We start from the raw sequence: 20,656 nt of genomic DNA, 5'->3' as shown, positions 1-20,656 counted from the left end.
GATTGTCTAAATGATCTAATTAACAGAAGAGCCCGCATTGGGAACGCCCTTGCTGCTGAGATACCTGCATTCTAAAGAGATGCGTTTAGATAAGGCAACGAAAGAAATATGTTGTTCCCACAAAGACTAATGCAGCAGACGCCAAAACTCTGTGCCGCAATTGCTTGGCTTTTGTTGAGCAGTCTTTGTGCTGCGCAAGATCCCGCCGCGTCTGAAAGCTCATCATCTAGCAGCTCATCCTCCGCTGCTCCAGAGAAGCCGATTTATGCGGACAAACTCGAACGAGACAACGCCCTTCTAGCCAAAGCCTTTACCGCCATCGCCAAAGCAGATGAATTACAACCGCTAGAAACGCCGGATGAAAAAATTCTGGCGCTGTTTAAAAGCGGAGAAACCCGACAACCCAAAGGTGCCCTGCTCCTCATGCATGCGCCAGAAACCCCGCAGTTGTGGCCAGCTACCCTAGAGAACCTGCGCCGAAACTTACCTTTATATGGCTGGGCGACTATGGCTCTGCCGCTACCGGCGAAGTACGAAGCCACTGTTCCTGAACGGGAATCATCATCCGCCAGTAGTGTTACGAGCGAGAGTGCAAGTTCAGCTGCCAGTTCTTCACCTGCTGAAGCAGCTTCTTCTGCTAGTTCATCATCTGTATCGTCAGAAACACCAAAACCGATTATTGCGCGCGATAAGCTTATAGGCGAACGCGTTGAAGCCGCGGTCGCTCAGCTAAATAAGCTCGGGCAATTTAATATTGTCGTATTAGTCGATAACAGTAGCGCGCCGGATGCACTCGCAACCTTGTACAAAAAAATTAATAAATCAACAACGACCGCTGAAACCATGGATGGACCGCTCCAAGCCCTGATTCTTGTGAACCTGCAAAATCAGGAGCCGTTGACAAAGGAACAGCTTGGCAACATTTTTTCTACGCAAGAGTTACCCATCCTGGACGTTTTTTTCAATCCTGACAGCGCCCAACAAATAGAACTCAGACGCCTTCACCAAGCGGAAGCCATGCGTAAAAATTTAAAAGATTATCAGCAGCTGATTTTGCCGAGCCAACCACCCGTGAGCATTGATGACAAACAAAATTTTTGGTTGGGAAAAATTCACGGTTTTGTAGCGAAAAAAGCAGAGGGAAACGAGCTAAAGAATGCTAAAAATTCAGGGCCTGCAACTATGCAGACCCTGCAATAAAGACTTAACGAAACTACTAAACCTTAAATCGGCGTAGGTTGTCGCGCAAACCTGATGAAAGTTGACTCAAGCGCTGACTAGCCGCCGCCGTGCGAGCAGCACCCTCAGAATTGGTCATTGCAAGCTGGTTAATTTCGGTGAGGTTTTTATCTATTTCTGCGGTGACACTGCTTTGCTCCTCTACCGCCGCCGCAATTTGCACAGCCATGTTTGTAATTTCTTGAACCGCAGCACCTATACCACCTAGCGACTCACCCACATCGCTCGCCGATGCAACCGCCTCACCCGTCATGGTTGCGCTGGCGTTCATAGCCTCCACCGCCCGTTGCACGCCTTGCTGCAGCTGGCTCAGCATTCCTTGGATATCAGCAGTGGACTGTTGGGTGCGGCTGGCAAGAGTACGAACTTCATCCGCCACCACAGCAAAGCCCCGCCCTTGTTCACCCGCGCGCGCAGCTTCAATAGCCGCATTCAACGCCAGCAAGTTGGTTTGCTCGGCAACACCGCGAATAACGTCTATAACTGATGTTACATTTTTGGCCTCATCTTCTAATTTGACCATGGTGGCGGCAGTTTGGGTTACATGGGTCGACAACCCCTGAACATGATTCACCGCCAAACGAATGCGTTCCTGGCCTTGCTCGGCAATCTGGTTTGCGTCTTTAGTGCTTTGGGCCGTATTGCTGGTGTTACGCGCAACCTCTTGGACAGCCATAGTCAATTCATTCACCGCCGTTACCACCATGGTAATGGCATGGCATTGATCATCGGCCGCGCGCTGGCTATTGCTGGAAACTTCAAGTAAACCTTCTGCGGCAGAAGAAACCTCATTGGTATTGTTACGAACATTTGTGATCAATTCTTGAAGCTGATCCATAAACCGGTTTACGTGAGTAGCAAGCTCACCAAGTTCGTCATGACGATCCACTCGAATACGGATTGTTAAATCACCATCTCCCGCAGCAATATTTTTGATGCGGTCACTAATTTCTTGCAGTGGAACAGTTACCACTAAAGGCAGAAAAAGCACAGCGGCGATGGTAGATAAGGTACCCAAAACCAAAAGCACATAAAGCTGGTAGGCGATAGCATCGCTGCTGTGGTCGATCTTTTGAGTAAAATTATCCACGTGAGCCAGCCGCTTTTCTTCTAACTGATCGAGCAAGCTACGCGCCTTTGAAAAAGCTTGAAATCCATCGCCCAACGAGCGCGCCATTAAGCTTGAGCGAGTCGCCTCATCTGCACCTTCAGCCGCTTTGACGATAGATTCAGAAATAGTCTGCCACGCTTGTAAATAACTCAAATATTCTTCTTGTTCCGCCTTGGTTGCAGTTTCAGAGGTTTCGATAGATTTAAGGGTACGCTCACGCGCTTGCTTAAGATTATCCGCATGCTCTTTTAAAAAAGTGGCGATTTGTTGTTGTGTTAAATTGGGGGAAAGAAGCGCGCGCTCCGCTGTAAGCGCTTGATACATATCGCGGTCAGCCTGAATCAGCAGTTGTATTTCAGGCAAACTTACCTTAGCGATAGTTTTGGAGTCTTTAGCGAGGAGCCCACTGGAATGTACGGAATAAATTCCAGCGTATAAAAATAATAAAACGAGAAATACGAGTGGGAGCCCAAGCTTCCATCTAAAAGAGAGATTTGTGTACCAAGCCATAAGAGCCGCTCCTATCTTCCTGATTAAATATCTCCCTAAAGCTTAGTACAAATTCTCTGAAACAAAGGAAAACGCGTAACACTATCTATTAAGCTTCAAACTCACCTTAATTAATCTCCGGTTACGCATCGATAGCACGACAAATTCCACTTGACCAAGCGCTACCCGATCACCCACTACCGGGTGACGATATTTACTTAAAATGTAACGCGCGATACTCCAGTTCGCCATTTCGGGCGGAACGGGAAAGTTGTAAACCATGCCCAAATCAGCCAGTTTCGCACGGGAAGTAAGAACGAATTCGCCAAAGAAGGCTTGGGCAGAAAGGCGCTCGTTTTCTTGCATGCCCACGAGCAATTTATCCAAGGTTTCCAGCTCCGTCGGCGTACTCAACAAAAAGATATGATCGTTGGCTAAAAGCTTTTGCTCCGGAATTAAGGCAACCGGCTGTCCTTCGCGGAGTAGACACAGCAGTTGTACCTTATTGGGCAAGTTCAGGTTACCAACGGTTCGACGCAACGCAGGGCTGCCATCAGCCAATTTGTAACCAACAAATTCGTGACCCGCCTGCCCCGGCACACCTAACTCAACGCGTTGAACACGCGAACTACTTGTAGGAACGTTAAGGTTTAACCATTTCGCCAGCGGACCAACTGTCCACCCCTGCACGAGAAGAGAAATCAGCACAATAAAGAAGGCAATATTAAAAAAGAAATTCCACTCTGGCACACCCGCGAGCCACGGGAACATGGCGAGCACAATCGGAACCGCGCCTCGCAACCCTACCCAACTGATGAAGGTCTTTTCCTGCCACGAAAATTGAAAGGGCAACAAACACGCCCACACCGCCAGCGGGCGCGCAACAAACATCAACAAACCAGCAACGAGCAGAGCGCTGGATGCGTACTCCATTAGGCGATGAGGTGACACCAGCAAACCCAACATCAAGAACAAACTGATTTGGGCAAGCCACGCGATACCATCATGGAACCGTTGGATATTAAACAAACCGCGAGTTACGCGATTACCCACCATCAAACCAGCGAGGTAAACAGCGAGGAAACCGCTGGCGTGCATAACAGCAGCAAGGCCAAAAATAAAAACGCCGCCGAAAAGTGCGAGCAGCGGATACAGGCCTGGGCTCAGCTGCAAACGCTCCACCCCATAGGCTAAAAAGCGGCCTCCCAAAATACCCACCACCGAACCCGCGCCCATTTCCCACAAAAAATCACCCAGCATTAACCAACTGAAATTGGCCTGCTTGGTAACCATCAACTCGACCAGCATAATGGTAAGGAAAACCGCCATGGGGTCATTAATACCGGACTCGATTTCCAAGGTGGCACCGACACGGGATTTAAGCGCAAGACCTTGCATGGTTAACACGGAGAATACGGCAGCGGCATCAGTAGAACCGACGATTGCGCCCAATAACAATCCGTGAACCCAAGACAACCCCAAAAGCCACGCCGCCAGCGCGCCACATACTCCAACGGTAATCACAACGCCAATCGTTGCCAATGAAAGCGCAGGCCGCAAGCCGACACGGAAAAGATGAATTTCAGTACGCAAGCCGCCGTCAAACAAAATCACGGCAAGCGCCAGAGTGCCCATAAAATAGGCGGCTTTTACGTTTTGGAAATGAATACCTAAAAAACCATCTTCACCAGCCAACATACCGATGATTAAAAACATCAACAGCAACGGCATTCCCATGCGCGGCGAGAGCGTGGTAGCAAGAATGCTAATGATGAACAGCGCACCACCGAATAGCAGCAGCTGGTTTAATACTTCCATTCACTAAAACCTGTAAAAACAATCGATTAATCAAAGTCTTCCACGATCTTACTACAATCTTAGCCCATAGCGCCCCACCAATTTGGATAATTCACGCCACACCTAAAAAGCCCTCTCAACAAGCCCGCCTTTTGTTCTGACGACTCTCAAATGCTGTTATGATTCGCCCCATTATTTCTCTTATTAAGTTGTCCTCATGCTCAATAACTCTGCGCTGCAGCAATTAGCTCAATTAAAGAACACCCTCGTCGCTCAAAAAGATATAGCCCAAGGCGTAGTACGCTCTACCACCAAACGTTTTGGCTTCGTTATTTTGGATGACGGGCGCGAAGCGTTTCTCGATCCTGAACAGATGTTGCGCGTATTACCCGACGATCGAGTTGAAGTTGAGATCACTAAAAACGCTAAAGATCAGCTGGAAGCGAAACTGGAAAAACTGCTGAGCAGTTCATTCAAAGAATTTGTTGGTCGTTACGTGAGTAAAGGCAATAACTTTTTTGTTGAACCCGATGTAATTAATTTCAACCGATGGTTATTTGTTCCGCCGCAAGATCGCAAAGGCTTAACCGAAAATGATTTTGTGCGCTGTACGCTAAGCCGCCATCCATTCAGCGACGGAAAAGCGCAAGTAAAAATACTGGCACGACTCGGCTCTGCTGAAGAACCCGGCATCGAAAACCGTTATACGGTTGCCAAATACCAACTACCTAATGAGTGGACAGCGCCTGCACAAAATCACGCTAGCAGCATCAATTGGTCGCCCATGGTATTTGAAAACGGCGAGCTGGATTTAACGCACTTAGCTTTTGTAACCATTGACGCTGAAAATACGCGCGACATGGACGATGCCATTCACATCAGTAAAAACGAAAATGGCTGGGAATTAATCACTGCCATCGCAGACCCAAGTAAACAAATCGATATAGATAGCCCCCTTGAATTAGCGGCACGTGAACGGGCGAGTACTGTTTACCTGTTGGGGCAATCTATCACTATGCTGCCGCCGGATTTATCTCACGACACCTACTCCTTGGTGCCGGAAAAAAAGCGCCCAGCATTGATTTGTAAAATTCAAATCGCTAACGACGGCGCTATTACTGATTATGAATTTGCAGAAGCGCAAATTCGCTCGCAACATAAATTGAGTTACCAAGCTGTAGCCGACCATTTAAACGGTGTTAAGAGTTTGGATGATGGTGGTTACAACCTAAGCGATGAAACCAAGCAGATGCTAGTTACCCTGCAAGAGTTCGCTCAAACTCGCACGGAGTACCGTTTGGAAAACGCATTGGTGATGGATGAAAAAGCGGATTACTTTTTTATTCTGAACGACCAGAAAAAAATTGACCATGTCGATAAACGCGAACGCAACATAGCTCACCGCATGATTGAAGAAGCCATGTTGGTGACCAATATCTGCGCGGGCGAACTTTTTGTTAAAAACCCAGGCTACGGAATTTTTTCCACGCACGTCGGGTTCCGCCCGGAGCGCCTGAACGATGCAATTAGTTTAATAACGGAAGATCGCCCGGATTTAATTGAAGCAGGCCTAAAGGCAGAAGATTTAACCAAGCTCGACCAGTTCCAAAAATTAATCAAAGAGCTACGCATCAACCCTAATAAAAACCCGAAGAACAGCCCGCTCTTATCTCTGCTGCAGCGCATGTTGCAAGCAGGCTCTTTATCCGTTGAACACGCACCGCATTTCGGATTGGGTTTCAATGCCTACGCGATGGTGACCTCCCCTATTCGCCGCTACAACGATTTTTATAACCATCTCGCCATCAAACGTATTTTGCGAGGTGAACCTGCTATCGAAATTGATACGGCAAATTTATCGGCTCAACTACAAGATCAACTAAACCTCGGACGCCAAGCATGCCGTTACTTAGAGCTTTGGCTGCAATGCCAATTTATGAAGCAGCATATCGATACCTTACATTCAGGTACTATTGCGCTGGTTAATTCTAACGGCATTGGTGTTCGCTTGGACGATTGGGGCATTGAAGGCTACGCCATGCTCGCGCCACGCGATAGCGAAGTAAAAGCCCAATTTGATTCGCGTCGCTTAAGCTTAACGATCGAGGGCAAAACCTATCGGCTGGACGAAAAAGTCCACGTACTAGTGAAAGAAGTGGATGTTGAAAAACGTAAAATCGCATTTGAAGTGGTCGATCAGGAAACCGCAGATCGGTTAAGTGCTTGGTTGTAAGAAAAAAACATTGAATGACATGCCCCTATTTAGGAGGTTCACACCATGAGCAAAAATTACTGGCTCTTCAAAGCAGAACCGCACATTTATGGAATTGATCACCTAAACGCAGCGCCGAAAAAAACGGGGCGCTGGGACGGCATTCGCAATTACCAAGCGCGCAATTTTTTGCGTGACCAAGTCGCACTTGGCGATGAAGTATTTATTTATCACAGTAGTTGCAAAAATATTGGCATAGTCGGCACCGCAAAAGTTGTTAAGACGGCATACCCAGACCCTACGCAATTCGATCCTGAAAGCAATTATTACGACCCTAAATCCATGCCCGAAAATCCGCGTTGGGTTTCTGTGGATATTCAAGTGACCAAAACCTTTCCGCAGATTATTTCTCTTGCCAATATCAAAGCCCAATTAGAATTGGAGAACATGGTCTTAGTAAAACAAGGTCGCCTTTCAACACAACCTGTTACCAAAGCCGAATGGGATTTTATTTTGGGTATGATTTAAAAAGGAAAACGTCATGCAATTTATTGACTGCAGCTACGAACAACACGCACCTGAAATTCTCGCCATTTTTAACCACGCCATTCTCAACACAACATCACTCTGGGAATACAAAGCTCGCACACTGGACACCATGAAAACCTGGTTTGAAACCAAAGCCGCCGGAAATTTTCCTGTCATTGGTGCACTCGATAAAGATGGGAAACTTATCGGCTTCGCAAGTTACGGAACCTTCCGCCCTTGGGCCGCTTACAAGTACAGCGTTGAACACTCCGTTTATCTCCGCAACGATCAACAAGCCAAAGGCTTAGGAAAGTTGTTTATGCTTGAACTCATCGAACGAGCGAAAGCCCAAGGCTACCACACCATGATTGGCGCCATAGATTTGGACAACAAAGGCAGCATCGCCTTACACGAAAAATTAGGATTCGAACACGCAGGCACACTCAAACAAGCAGGATACAAATTTGGCCGATGGTTGGATTTTGTTTTTTATCAGCTGGTTTTAGATACGCCTCAAAACCCAACTGAGTAGCAGGAAAAAGGAGATCCTAATGCGGATAGTGAGCTGGAATTGCAACGGAGCCTTGCGCAACAAGACAAAACTTTTGGATGATCTGAACGCCGATATATTAGTCATACAAGAATGTGAAAATCCTGAAATATCAAATGAGGACTATAAAAAATGGGCTGGTACATACCTGTGGGCAGGAAAAAATAAAAATAAGGGTATAGGCGTATTTGCGCGCAACGAACATAAGTTAATGATGCTCGACTGGGCAGGAGAATTTAGGTTTAAAATCGAGGGGGTAAACCACAGATCACTCAATTGGCAAAGCGAACAACTTGAATCCTTTTTACCTTGCATGATTGATAACAGAATACCTTTGTTGGCAGTTTGGACAAAACAAGTGCCATCAAAAAGCTTTAGCTACATCGGCCAACTCTGGATTTACCTACAAATTCACAAAGCGAAATTAGACCACCCAAACCAAATAATTTGTGGAGACTTCAACAGCAACAAAATGTGGGATGAGGAAGATCGATTATGGAATCATTCAGACGTGGTTGCTGAGCTCAAAAATATGGGGCTTGAAAGCCTCTATCACACAAAAACTGGCGAAGCCCAAGGTAGAGAGACACGTCCGACATTTTTTCTCCACAGAAATAGAGAAAAGCCATACCACATTGACCATGTTTACATTCGTAGCGACAAAATCCAAAACAGCACGCTAAAATTTAACAACGCCGACATTTGGCTTAAATATAGCGATCATTTACCTATTGAATTTGAAACCTAAAAAAAAGCCGAGCAATTGCTCGGCTTTTTTATTCGGGGATCATTCCCATTCAATCGTCGCCGGTGGTTTGCTCGATACGTCGTAACATACGCGTGACACACCGGAGATTTCGTTGATGATACGGCCAGACACTTTTTCCAACAACTCATAAGGCAAGTGCGCCCAACGTGCGGTCATAAAGTCGATGGTTTCTACTGCACGCAATGAAATCACCCACTCATAACGACGGCCATCACCTACCACGCCTACCGATTTAACAGGTAGGAATACAGCGAATGCTTGAGATGTTTTGTGGTACCAGCCAGACGCATGTAGCTCCTCCAAGAAAATCGCATCTGCTTCGCGCAGAATATCGGCGTATTCTTTTTTTACTTCGCCGAGAATGCGCACGCCCAAACCTGGGCCAGGGAATGGATGACGATAAACCATGTCATAAGGCAAACCTAATTCCAAACCGATTTTGCGCACTTCGTCTTTGAATAATTCGCGTAAAGGCTCTACGAGTTTGAATGCCATATCTTCTGGCAAACCACCCACGTTATGGTGCGATTTAATGACATGAGCCTTGCCGGTTTTGGCAGCAGCAGATTCAATCACGTCTGGATAAATAGTGCCCTGTGCTAACCATTTAACATCTTTTAATTTGGTTGCCTCTGCATCGAATACGTCAATGAAAGTCCCACCAATAATTTTGCGTTTTTTCTCGGGATCATTTACGCCTGCGAGCTTGCTGAGGAATTGTTCTTCTGCGTCGGCGCGAATAACACGAACGCCCATATTTTTGGCGAACATGTCCATCACTTGATCGCCTTCGTTTTTACGCAGCAAACCGTTATCCACAAATACGCAAGTCAGTTGATCGCCAATCGCACGGTGCAATAACGCGGCCACTACCGATGAATCCACACCACCAGAAAGACCAAGCAATACTTTGTCTGTACCCACTTGTGCTTTTACTTTTTGAATGGCGTCTTCAACAATATTGGCGGGTGTCCACAAAGGTTCGCAGCCACAAATATTCAGAATGAAGTGTTCGTAAATGCGCTGACCTTGGAGTGTGTGCGTAACTTCTGGATGGAATTGCACACCGTAGAATTTTTTGGCTTCGTTATACATACCCGCAATTGGGCATGATGGTGTTGATGCAAGAATGCTGAACCCGGCAGGCATTTTGGTAACTTTGTCGCCGTGACTCATCCATACATCAAGCAACGCACTACCATCGGAATCAACATGATCTTTAATATCTTTAAAGATTTCACTTTCGCCAAGCACTTTAACTTGCGCATAGCCAAACTCGCGAATATTTGAACCTTCAACTGCACCACCCATTTGTTCGGCCATGGTTTGCATACCGTAGCAAATGCCGAACACAGGCACACCCAAATCAAATACTGCTTGGGGTGCACGCGGCGAATTTGCTTCATGAACCGATTCCGGTCCGCCCGCGAGAATAATACCTTTGGGATTGTAAGCGCGAATTTCTTCGTCGCTCATATCCCATGCGCGAATTTCAGAAAAAACACCAATCTCACGCACGCGGCGTGCAATCAATTGAGTATATTGCGAACCGAAATCGAGAATTAGAATTCGCTGTGCGTGAATATCGTGAGTCATGTTGAATCCTGAAAAGAAATAAAATTAGGTTTTCCCCTACCCCCTCTCCCGCAAGGGGCGAGGGGAACTCCAGACTCTCGCTACAATCTGTCCCTCTCTCCACAGGAGACGAGGAACTATTAGACTCTGTTCCCTCTCCCCTTGCGGGAGAGGGTTAGGGAGAGGGGTAAATAAAAAACTCGGGCGCACCCGAGTTTTTACGTCAATCCTGTGCGAAGAAAATTATCTTCCACCAATTGGATAGTTTGGAGCTTCTTTCGTAATCTGCACATCGTGTACGTGGCTCTCGCCCATACCCGCAGCAGTTACTCTTACAAACTCAGGTTTGGTACGCATGGTTTCAAGGTCAGCGCAGCCGGTGTAACCCATAGCAGAACGGACGCCGCCCATCATTTGGTGAATGATGGCAGTCAATGCGCCTTTATAAGGAACACGGCCTTCAATACCTTCCGGAACCAATTTCTCAGCGCCAGCACTAGCGTCTTGGAAATAACGGTCTGATGAACCTTGGGTTTGCGCCATAGCGCCCAAAGAGCCCATACCGCGGTAGGCTTTGTAGGTACGGCCTTGGTACAACTCTACTTCGCCTGGAGCTTCTTCGGTACCGGCGAACATTGAACCCATCATCACAGCGTGTGCGCCGGCAACTATAGCTTTGGCGATATCGCCAGAATAACGAATACCACCGTCTGCAATTGCAGGAACGCCAGTACCTTTCAAAGCAGCCACAACATTGGCGATTGCTGAAATTTGTGGAACGCCTACCCCACTCACAATGCGAGTAGTACAAATAGAACCTGGGCCTATACCCACTTTCACCGCATCCGCACCCGCTTCAACCAGGGCCAAGGCCGCTGCGCCTGTGGCGATGTTGCCGCCAATAACTTGTACATCGGGGTATTTGGTTTTGATTGCACGCACACGATCCAATACATTCTTGGAGTGGCCGTGAGCTGTATCTACTACCAATACATCCACACCCGCTTCAACCAGTGCATCAACGCGCGCATCTGTATCGCGGCTGGTGCCCACGCTAGCGCCTACACGCAGGCGACCTTCTGGGTCTTTACAAGCGTTGGGGTATTTTTCGGCTTTGTTGATGTCTTTTACAGTAATCAAACCGCGCAACTCAAAGTTGTCGTTTACAACCAATACTTTTTCAATGCGGTGTTTGTGCAATAGGTTGCGAACTTCTTCCGCTGACACACCTTCTTTCACAGTTACCAACTGAGACTTAGGGGTCATGATGCTGGAAACGCTAGCGTCCAAATTGGTTTCAAAGCGAACATCGCGGCCAGTCACTATGCCCACGAGGTTGCCGTTGTCCATAACAGGGACACCGGAAATGTTGTTTTTGCGGGTAAGTGCAATCAGCTCGCGAATAGTCGCGCTGGATTCAATCGTGATGGGGTCTTTAACGACGCCGGCTTCAAACTTTTTAACCGCACGCACTTCAGCTGCTTGCTGCTCAATGCTCATGCTTTTGTGGATGATGCCAATGCCGCCGTCTTGCGCGATGGCTATCGCCAAGCGAGACTCAGTGACTGTATCCATTGCGGCGGAAATAAGAGGAATGTTCAACTGAATTTTGCGGGTCAGCTGGGTTTTCAGAGATACGTCTTTGGGCGTCACATCGGAAAAACCGGGCACCAACAAGACATCATCAAACGTGAGGGCTTCTTCAGCAATTCGCAACATACCAACCAACCTCAACCCTAAACGGGCACACCGTAGAAAATAAACGCGGAATTATAAACACTTAGGCCATTAGGGTAAACCCAAAACACAATAGCTAGTGGTAATCGCCCCGCTAAATTCAAGCTATCGAATTGGCTGCGCATCCCCTAGAATGCCTCACCATGACAACTTCTGATTTCTTCTCAAATCCTGCCGCTTCAGGCTTTCCAGAGCGCCAAGTGATGAGCGTTAGCCAGCTCAATCGCCGCGCAAAGCAATTGCTGGAAACCCATTTGCCGCTTCTGTGGGTGGAGGGAGAGCTATCGAACGTATCTGTTCCCTCTTCCGGCCATTGGTACTTCACCCTCAAGGACAGCGAGGCGCAAGTGCGCTGTGCGATGTTCCGCAACCGCAACATGATGGTGAAGTTCAGACCACAGCAGGGACAACACGTTCTCATCCGTGCGCGAGTAAGCCTGTACGAAGGCCGTGGCGACTACCAGATTATTGCCGAACACATGGAAGAAGCTGGCGCGGGTGCCTTGCAGCGCGCTTTTGACGAACTCAAAGCTAAGCTCGCGCACGAAGGTTTGTTCGACGAGCAATACAAAAAACAAATTCCGCTGTTGCCGAAACACATTGCCGTTATTACGTCACCAACAGGCGCAGCGATTCGCGACATTTTAAATGTACTGGAACGACGTTTCCCCGCAATCCCCGTCACCATCTTGCCCGTGGCCGTGCAAGGTAAAGAAGCCGCTCCGCAAATTGTAAGAGCCTTGGAGCTGGCGAACCGCGCCAATTTGTTTGACGTCATTATCCTTGGCCGTGGGGGCGGCTCGCTTGAAGATTTGTGGCCTTTCAACGAAGAAACTGTCGCGCGCGCTATTTTTGCCAGCAATTTACCCGTGGTAAGCGCCGTGGGCCATGAAGTGGATTTTACGATTGCCGATTTCGTTGCTGACCTGCGAGCACCGACTCCCTCAGCCGCTGCTGAACTTGTGACGCCCGATGGCGAAGATTGGCTGGATAAATTTATTGGTTTTGAAGTCTTGCTAGAAGAAGCTTTACGAAGAAAGCTGGATCACTGGCAACAAAAAATTCAGTGGTTACGCTCGCGGCTGCGTCACCCTAAAGACAAACTGGAACAGCAATCCCAGCGTTGCGATGCCTTGGAAATGCGCTTGAAAAACGCCATTCAAAAATCGCTAACCCAAGCGCAAAATCAGCTGAATACTTTAATGCTTCGCCAGAAAGCGCAGCATCCGCAAACACGGTTATTGCAACTGACTCATCGCTTTCAACTGGCGCGCCAACAATTAATCAAAGCGCAATCCAACATTCTTATTCAAAAAAATCAGCGTTTTAACGAAGCGGTACGAATGCTGAATACTTTGAGCCCACTCAACACACTTGAACGCGGCTTTGCTTTGGTCACACAAGACAATGGGGAAAAGCCAGTTACTGCCAGCAACCAAGTTAAGCCTGGCGAGAAAATAAAAGCAAAATTAGCTAAGGGAGAATTGCTGTGCTCTGTGGAGAAAATCCTAACTTAGGTATAAAAAAGAAAAATTCCGTATAGGAATTCTCTTCACTGACAAAATCGATCGAACCTTGGTGATATTCAATAATCAATTTAACAATACTTAATCCCAAACCAGTACCGCCTTTTTCACGAGAGTCAGAACTATCAGCTTGAGCAAAGCGCTGAAAAATACGCTTTTTAAATTTCTCAGGTATCCCTCTACCTTTGTTGATGATGCCAACTCTATAGTAATCACCAGCATCTGAAAGATTCATACTCACGGAAGACTTAGGTTCTGAAAATTTGATCGCATTGGATAGCAAATTAGCAAACACCTGTTGCAAGCGATGAACATCCGCCAGAACTGGGGCACGCTTCAGTGAATTGGTTACACTGATACTCACCTCATGACGCTCACCGTAACCATCATTTCTAACCTTGGCCTGCAATAACTGCTCAACCAGATCGGTTTCTACGAAATCAAATTCTAATTTTCCCGACGCCATTTTTTCCAGATCTAACAAATCGTTAATCAAGAGCGTTAATTGCTCCGAATTTCGACTTGCCATACCAATCAGATTCAATACCTTGTCTGGTATTTGATCGCCAAACGCTCCCAACACAATCCCTAATGAACCGCGAATAGCAGTCAGCGGTGTACGCAACTCATGACTCACCGTTGACACAAATTCAGATTTCAATTTGTCCACCTCATCAGTCAACTCAAACAATTCGTTAAAGGTTTCACTTAAGGTGGTTATTTCGTTATTACCGCTAACAACACACAAGGCCTTTTCGCCCTGCTTACGCCGATTTAACACCTCCAATATTTTAAGCTGTGGCCGGCTAACACGAACCGTGAAGAGAACAACCAGCGCAGCGAAAATAATGCCACTCATTGTCAACATAACAGCGGTCATAACCAAGGAAAACTTTTTAAAATCTCTAAAATAATTATCGGTATTGATTGCGATATACAAAACACCCGCACCAAGAGGTTTACCATCGACAAGCACGCCGGTTATGTTGAGTGGCGTTAAGAAGCGAAGCCCATTTTTGTCAGTATCGTCATAAAAATCGTACTGTGTGTGTTTTGTTTTTTTTACATTGGCTACCGCAGCCGATTCAGTTGCACTCAGAAGACTCTCGGCACTGTGCCCCACGGATGCAAGCTTGGTTGACGCAATAACGGTGAGTGAATCTCCCGCCATAATTGTTATTGAGTCAAACTCCGGTTCTGCACCCATAGCTGCCACAAAGCGCTGAATACCGCCCAAGGTGTTTGAGGATTCTGCAGAAAACTGAATACTGTGGCTTGCCAAGTTGGCGCGAACGATCAGCTGTTCTTGAAAGCTCTTTGAAATAACGTGATAAATAAAAAACGCGCCCAGCAAGCACACGCAAAGGATAATAACTGCCAGAGAAATACTGAGTTCCCAAGCAAGCTTTCGACGAAAAAAATTTATCGTTGATATAGCCACACTCATTTACTCGGGGAATGACTCAAAAAATCACTGGGGCTCATTGGCGTGCTAATCACTTGGGACAATGTCAGCGCTTCAATTGCAGACCGGAGTGCAATTTCCGCTTTTCCACCAGCAAAATAAGCGGGCTGATCCAATCTCCCTAAAATTTGCATTTCATTGGTTGCTTCTATAAATGCAGCTCCCGATACACCTTCACGTTTTCCCATTATTTCCGCCGATTCTTCTTTGTGCGCTGCAAAATATTCAAAGGCTTGAAAGTATGCTTCCAAAAACCGATCCAACTCGGCTTTATGCTGTTGTAAAAATTCTTTTTTGACAGAGAGCGTATCGACTATTTGACCGGGAATGGATGTGGTATCAAAGATAATTTTATATTTTTGGGTAGCCAAAAGTTTGATTGAGTATGGTGGGTAAGTTTCCAATGCATCCAACTCTCCTGCTTCGAGTTTTGCTACCAAATCATCTTGCGCACCGGTCACTACATCCACGTCACTCAACTTTAACCCAATGGATTTTAATGCGGCAGAGGCAACCAAAACATCAACCGTAGCGGCTTCCATTCCCACCTTTTTTCCTTTTATGTCACTTAAGGCTGTTAGGCCACCTTCACGCCTTGTGAGTAACACATCGGCACCAAACGAGGCATCAGTAACGGCTAATAAACTAATTGGCTGCCGCGTTGATTCCGCGGCAACAATCGTTTCCACCATAGTGCTCGCCATAATATCAATTTGCCCGCGCTCAAATGCCCGGCGCACATCGCCCAACGAATTTAGCTCAACCATTTTTACGCGCAAACCTTGCGCTTCGTAAAACCCTTTTGCATTCGCCAAATAAATAAATTCGTAGCCCGGCCATGTATTAAAACCTATACGAAGCACGGTGGGTTCGGGAGCTTTTGAGCAGGAGGCGGAAAAGACAGCGATCATAATGATGCCTAACCTAATCCAGAAAAATCTATTCATAATTTACTCCCGACGAGTTATATCCCTAGCAATAGTGTAGCTGAGCATCAGGAATACGCCTTTTGTTTTGCATCTGCGAGATTGCGCTGGATGCTGCCAATCAGTATATTAAGAACCTTTCTTGTCGGAGCGCCTTGGTGGCTCACTTATCAGTGAGGCATACGGAGGCTGAGATGGGTTCGGCCCAATCCGTAGAACCTGATCAGGTTGAGACCTGCGGAGGGAACAAGGTGTCTTTGGGCTTCCCCAACCTCGTTTCACATCCTCAGCCTCAACGCAACATCTTCGAGGCAAAATGACACTTTCATCTCCACAGCATATAGCCATTGCCGGCGCAGGGCTTTTGGGGCGATTGCTCGCGTGGCAATTACTGCAAGCGAATTGCAAAGTCACTCTCTTTGAAGCGGGCAGTTTTACACCAACGGAGCCGCAGACCTCGCGCGCCGCTGCATTTACGGCAGCCGGAATGATTGCGCCGCTGAGTGAAGCCGTTGTCTCGGATGAGGGCGTTTATTGCATGGGACAATTTGCGCTTGAGCGCTGGCCACAATGGTTGCAAGCACTTGGGACCGATCAAAACTACTTTTTTAAGCACGGGAGCTTGGTAATTGCGCACCAGCAAGATTTCAGCGAGTTGGATCAGTTCGAACAGGAATTGAAATTTGTGATTCCGCACTGCCAGAGCTACCACCGAGTTAATCAACAGCAAATTCACGAATTAGAACCGGACATAAATCCACACTTTAACCACGGATTATTTCTGGCCGAAGAAGGCCACGTGGATAACCGCGAGCTGCTTGCAGCCATTGGCACAGACATTATCTCAAGAGGTGTAAAACTTCGTGAACATACGCCTGTTGAAGTTTCTGCAAATAAAATCACCACGGAAACGGGTGAAGAAATTTTTGATTTGGTGATTGATTGCCGCGGCTTGGGCGCAAAAACGCAGCAAAAAATGCTACGGGGTGTGCGCGGCGAAACTCTGCATGTCGAAACAAAAGAAATCCACTTAAACAGACCAGTGCGATTAATGCACCCGCGCTACCAACTTTATATTGTGCCCAAGCCAAACCATCGTTTCATTATTGGCGCCACTCAAATTGAAAGCGAGGATCGTTCACCGGTTACGCTTCAATCTTCACTGGAATTGAGCAGCGCTCTTTACACCTTGTCGCCCGCATTTGCCGAAGCGCGCATTATTGAAATGGATTCTAATTTGCGTCCTGCCTATATGGATAACTTACCCAAGGTTCAAGTTCAAGATGGATTGATTACCGCGAACGGTTTATTTCGGCATGGATACTTATTAGCACCTGCAGTTGTGGAAAATATTCTGGCGCACATTTTTAAGAAAGATGAAAAAGTTTTTAACGATCTTTTGATGAGATCATAACCCTGAGCATTTGCCTGCATGATCACTATTAGTTTAAACAATGAACCCAAACAAATCTTAGCAAATACCTTGCTGAGCGATGCACTTATACAGTGGGGTTTTGGCGAAATAAAAATTGCGGTAGCAATTAACAGCGAGTTCGTCCCCCGCTCTACCTACAGCGAGCGCAAGCTTCAAGATGGCGATCAAATTGATATTGTTAAACCTGTTGGAGGCGGCTAGCCATGAGTTTTAAACCTACACTACCTGCCAAAGATTTCACACTTTATGGCGAACGTTTTTCCAGCCGGTTTTTATTGGGTACTGCGCTTTACGCGTCACCGCAATTAATGCGCGATTCAATTATTCAATCGCGTGCGGAAATTGTAACGCTGGGTTTGCGTAGGCAAAACCCCGCAGATCGTTCCGGCGATGCGATTTGGCAGTTTATTCAAGAAAGCGGTTGTCGCCTGTTGCCAAACACAGCTGGCTGTAAATCCGTTAAGGAAGCGGTCACGCTTGCAGAAATGTCGCGCGAAATTTTTGAAACAGACTGGATCAAACTCGAAGTGGTCGGCGATGATTACAACTTGCAACCCGATCCTTTTGGTTTGGTTGAGGCATCCGATATCCTCATTAAAAAAGGATTCAAAGTATTGCCGTACTGCACGGACGATTTAATTTTGTGCAAACGTTTATTAGATGTGGGTTGCGAAGTGTTAATGCCATGGGGAGCACCTATAGGAACCGGGCAAGGATTATTAAATCGTTACAACCTACGCACCTTGCGCGAGCGCATAAAAGATGTGCCTATGATTATCGATGCTGGCCTAGGCGCGCCATCGCAAGCGACGGAAGCGATGGAAATGGGGTTCGATGGAATTTTATTGAATACCGCCGTTGCAAAAGCGCACAACCCGCCATTAATGGCGGAAGCATTTGCAGACGCGATTGATGCAGGCAGAAAAGCCTACAACGCAGGCCTCATGCAAAAACGCCAAACCGCTAGCCCTAGCACACCAACCATCGGCCAACCTTTTTGGCACCAATAATTTGGGATGACCCATTAGCGCGGAAGTTCTTTAATTCGCGCTAATGCGTTTATCAGAACGTCCTTGATATGTGCGGGCTTTGTATCGTTTGAATCGATGTAAAGCTGCATCATGCGATTGAGTCGTTGCAAGTGAAAAATAATTTCCTGTTGTTGTACGTGCGCTTTTTCGATTTTTCGGTAGTCCTCCTCATTTTTTACAAAGTCTGCCGTACGCAACCACTGACTCACGACTTCATCAAAAATACCCGAGCCACTCACCGAACTAGACACATGTAACATTACGTTTTGCAACGAATGTAAATGACGATCACCGTGTGTAAAACCTAAAGAAACCAAACTTTCTTTTAATACCTCATACCAAGCTGAAAGGTATTCCCGCTCACGCAAAAGCTCTGCCACGAACTCTGGTAATTCATCACCATGCACAACATTTTTAACCGGCATTTCACTCCGGCGCCAAATGATCGCCAGGATTTCATCGTGCCGGTAGAAATAGGCTTGCGCGTTCATTTGAATAACGGGTATGACTTCGCGCCATGACATGTGCTGGTTTTTAAAACGATTGTGGTAAATAGCAATGATAGAATCTGCCAGGCCTATAATTTTTCCCGCGTAACTTAGCTCACTTTCCACAGCTCCAGTGGGGTAGCCCGTACCATCGCAACGCTCGTGATGTTGAAACACGGCTTCCACCACTGCCGCAGGCATAGCGTCCATTTGCCGTAACAAACTTGCACCTATAAATACGTGCTGTTGAATATGCAACCAATCATCTGGCGTAAGCTGGCCTTTTTTCTCCAACACAAAAATATCAAGATGGAGCATACCTATGTCATGACTCAACGCCGCCAAAAAAATATCTACGCAATCCTCTTCGCTAAACCGCATTTCTTTTGCAATAACAACGGAGAACCATGCGCAATAAAGCGTGCGAAGAAACAAATCTGGCATAGCGAAGGCCATGACCGATAATTTTTGTTTGAGCAGCGGAAATTTATCGTAGTACGCGAAATAATTCTGGATTAACTCAATAATATTTTGATGCTCATTCAAGGCTGTCAAAAGATCATCTTGTTGCAAAACTTGTATTAGCGCTTGTTCCAAATCCGATGCTGAAAACTCACGCTCAAGGTAAATGGATTGTTCTATTGGCTTTTTTAAACGGTGTACGCGAAGAATTTCGGCAATCTCAGGTGTTATCAAAACACCTTGTTTCACCAAGAGGGCGTTCTGCGCGCTGAATATGTCCTCAGCGGAAAACACACCGCATTTTGTGCTGATTGCAGCCACGCGCAATAAATATGCATCGGGCAATAAAGGGTCGTATGCGTAAGTTTTATTATTGGTTACGAGTTTTAGCATGTATCACCCATATTTAGTGATTATATAAATTGCCTCCATGCCCATACTGTCGCTAATGACAGTAACAAACTGTAACCCACCAAGCTCGATGCTAAGCGCGGCGCCAGCTGATAATTAACGGCCAATACACCTGCAGAAATCATGGCGGGCATAGCGGCTTCCAACACCACAGTTTGCGCAGCAAGATTGCTAACACCAAGAAGATGCAAGAGCACCCACGCCAACAGCGGTGTTAAAAACAAGGTGGTAATCACACCTACCGCGAGCGGCATGACCATCTCACGCTCTAATCGCAATCGCCACTGCATGCCCACCGCAACCATGACGACAGGTACAAGTGTAGATGAGATTCGCTCGAATACACTGGATAACACATCAGGAAAGTGCAAAGGAAATGTAACGAAGGCAAGTACGAGCGCAATAAACGGCGGGAAGCTAACAATGGTTTTTACAAGCTTTTTGCCCGAGGCCACGCCGCCGCTGTAGTAGGCTGCGGCAAAGCTTCCCCAGGTATTTAGTGCGATAAAAGTACCGAACTGGTCATAGAGGATTGCGTAAGGAACTGCTTCATTACCAAGGAAAGCCTCTATCAGTGGAATCCCCAAAAAACCGGTATTACCTAGAGGGACTGTCAACATTAAGGCCCCTGTAACCTGACGCGACCACCCAGCTCGCTTGGCTACAAACCAAATAAATACAGCGCTTGCAAACATCATCACCCAAGCAAACGCCACCGGTAAAAGTGCACGAGAATCCAAGGTGAGATGAGGAATTTCGAACAATATAAGCGCAGGAAGCGCAACATAAATTACATAGGTATTAAGCGAAAGCGCAAACGAATCGGGTAGCTTGGAATTTCGTTGCAGCAACAAACCAATGGCTAAGCAAATAAGAATGACGAGTAAATTGCTCATATAAAACGC

The 20,656-nt window shown here is 46.8% G+C and carries 17 protein-coding genes and 1 riboswitch; of the genes, 9 read left to right on the top strand and 8 right to left on the bottom strand.

Annotated elements, in window-relative coordinates; genetic code table 11:
- Positions 1-108 precede the first annotated feature (108 nt).
- The gene (locus U1F02_RS06740) at positions 109-1,200 is read left to right on the top strand and encodes a DUF3530 family protein (protein ID WP_409989609.1); all 1,092 of its coding nucleotides are present in this window, start codon (positions 109-111) and stop codon (positions 1,198-1,200) included.
- Positions 1,201-1,216: 16 nt separating this feature from the next.
- On the opposite strand, the gene U1F02_RS06735 is transcribed toward U1F02_RS06740, so the two are convergent.
- Together U1F02_RS06735 and U1F02_RS06730 are read right to left on the bottom strand one after the other, a co-directional pair.
- Positions 1,217-2,860 (bottom strand): methyl-accepting chemotaxis protein, encoded by a 1,644-nt coding sequence (locus tag U1F02_RS06735; protein WP_409989608.1) that lies wholly within the window; start codon positions 2,858-2,860, stop codon positions 1,217-1,219.
- Positions 2,861-2,941: 81 nt separating this feature from the next.
- Entirely contained in the window at positions 2,942-4,657 is a 1,716-nt protein-coding gene (locus U1F02_RS06730; RefSeq protein WP_409989607.1) for a potassium/proton antiporter, read from the bottom strand.
- 196 nt (positions 4,658-4,853) lie between these two features.
- Between U1F02_RS06730 and U1F02_RS06725 the strand changes: the two genes are divergently transcribed.
- Genes U1F02_RS06725 through U1F02_RS06710 form a run of 4 tightly spaced genes read left to right on the top strand, consistent with a single transcriptional unit; the run spans position 4,854 to position 8,674 of the window.
- Positions 4,854-6,869, top strand: a complete 2,016-nt coding sequence (locus U1F02_RS06725; protein ID WP_409989606.1) for a VacB/RNase II family 3'-5' exoribonuclease — start codon at positions 4,854-4,856, stop codon at positions 6,867-6,869.
- 45 nt (positions 6,870-6,914) lie between these two features.
- Positions 6,915-7,376: an EVE domain-containing protein gene (locus U1F02_RS06720; RefSeq protein ID WP_409989605.1), complete on the top strand. Its 462-nt coding sequence runs from the start codon at positions 6,915-6,917 to the stop codon at positions 7,374-7,376.
- A gap of 13 nt (positions 7,377-7,389) precedes the next feature.
- Positions 7,390-7,908, top strand: a complete 519-nt coding sequence (locus tag U1F02_RS06715) for an N-acetyltransferase family protein (protein ID WP_409989604.1) — start codon at positions 7,390-7,392, stop codon at positions 7,906-7,908.
- Between the two features lie 19 nt (positions 7,909-7,927).
- Positions 7,928-8,674, top strand: a complete 747-nt coding sequence (locus U1F02_RS06710) for an endonuclease/exonuclease/phosphatase family protein (RefSeq protein WP_409989603.1) — start codon at positions 7,928-7,930, stop codon at positions 8,672-8,674.
- A gap of 39 nt (positions 8,675-8,713) precedes the next feature.
- On the opposite strand, the gene guaA is transcribed toward U1F02_RS06710, so the two are convergent.
- Both guaA and guaB read right to left on the bottom strand, forming a co-directional pair.
- Entirely contained in the window at positions 8,714-10,291 is a 1,578-nt protein-coding gene (guaA, locus tag U1F02_RS06705; protein WP_409989602.1) for a glutamine-hydrolyzing GMP synthase, read from the bottom strand.
- Positions 10,292-10,513: 222 nt separating this feature from the next.
- A complete protein-coding gene (guaB, locus tag U1F02_RS06700) occupies positions 10,514-11,989 on the bottom strand; it encodes an IMP dehydrogenase (protein ID WP_409989601.1) in 1,476 nt (491 codons plus the stop codon).
- A 161-nt stretch (positions 11,990-12,150) separates the two neighbouring features.
- Between guaB and xseA the strand changes: the two genes are divergently transcribed.
- Entirely contained in the window at positions 12,151-13,524 is a 1,374-nt protein-coding gene (gene xseA / locus U1F02_RS06695; protein WP_409989600.1) for an exodeoxyribonuclease VII large subunit, read from the top strand.
- On the opposite strand, the gene U1F02_RS06690 is transcribed toward xseA, so the two are convergent.
- Both U1F02_RS06690 and U1F02_RS06685 read right to left on the bottom strand, forming a co-directional pair.
- The gene (locus U1F02_RS06690; RefSeq protein ID WP_409989599.1) at positions 13,481-14,974 is read right to left on the bottom strand and encodes a sensor histidine kinase; all 1,494 of its coding nucleotides are present in this window, start codon (positions 14,972-14,974) and stop codon (positions 13,481-13,483) included. The two genes, xseA and U1F02_RS06690, sit on opposite strands and share 44 nt — an antisense overlap.
- A gap of 2 nt (positions 14,975-14,976) precedes the next feature.
- Complete coding sequence (locus U1F02_RS06685; RefSeq protein WP_409989598.1) at positions 14,977-15,945, bottom strand: ABC transporter substrate-binding protein; 969 nt, start codon at positions 15,943-15,945, stop codon at positions 14,977-14,979.
- 115 nt (positions 15,946-16,060) lie between these two features.
- Positions 16,061-16,187: riboswitch (TPP riboswitch) on the top strand.
- Positions 16,188-16,240: 53 nt separating this feature from the next.
- Here U1F02_RS06685 and thiO point away from each other — a divergent pair.
- From thiO to U1F02_RS06670, 3 genes are read left to right on the top strand one after another with little or no spacing between them, the layout of a single operon-like run.
- A complete protein-coding gene (gene thiO, locus U1F02_RS06680; protein WP_409989597.1) occupies positions 16,241-17,338 on the top strand; it encodes a glycine oxidase ThiO in 1,098 nt (365 codons plus the stop codon).
- A gap of 18 nt (positions 17,339-17,356) precedes the next feature.
- Positions 17,357-17,560, top strand: a complete 204-nt coding sequence (gene thiS, locus U1F02_RS06675) for a sulfur carrier protein ThiS (protein ID WP_409989596.1) — start codon at positions 17,357-17,359, stop codon at positions 17,558-17,560.
- A 2-nt stretch (positions 17,561-17,562) separates the two neighbouring features.
- Positions 17,563-18,369, top strand: a complete 807-nt coding sequence (locus U1F02_RS06670) for a thiazole synthase (RefSeq protein ID WP_409989595.1) — start codon at positions 17,563-17,565, stop codon at positions 18,367-18,369.
- A gap of 14 nt (positions 18,370-18,383) precedes the next feature.
- Here U1F02_RS06670 and U1F02_RS06665 read toward each other — a convergent pair whose 3' ends face one another.
- Positions 18,384-19,733, bottom strand: coding sequence for an HD-GYP domain-containing protein (locus U1F02_RS06665; RefSeq protein WP_409989594.1), 1,350 nt, complete (start codon positions 19,731-19,733; stop codon positions 18,384-18,386).
- A 20-nt stretch (positions 19,734-19,753) separates the two neighbouring features.
- Complete coding sequence (locus U1F02_RS06660; protein WP_409989593.1) at positions 19,754-20,647, bottom strand: AEC family transporter; 894 nt, start codon at positions 20,645-20,647, stop codon at positions 19,754-19,756.
- Positions 20,648-20,656: the final 9 nt, after the last annotated feature.

The sequence above is a fragment of the Cellvibrio sp. genome, assembly GCF_046347455.1.
Classification (GTDB): domain Bacteria; phylum Pseudomonadota; class Gammaproteobacteria; order Pseudomonadales; family Cellvibrionaceae; genus Cellvibrio.
The sequence above is the reverse complement of the archived record's forward strand: the minus strand, read 5'-3'. Positions and strand labels throughout refer to the sequence as shown.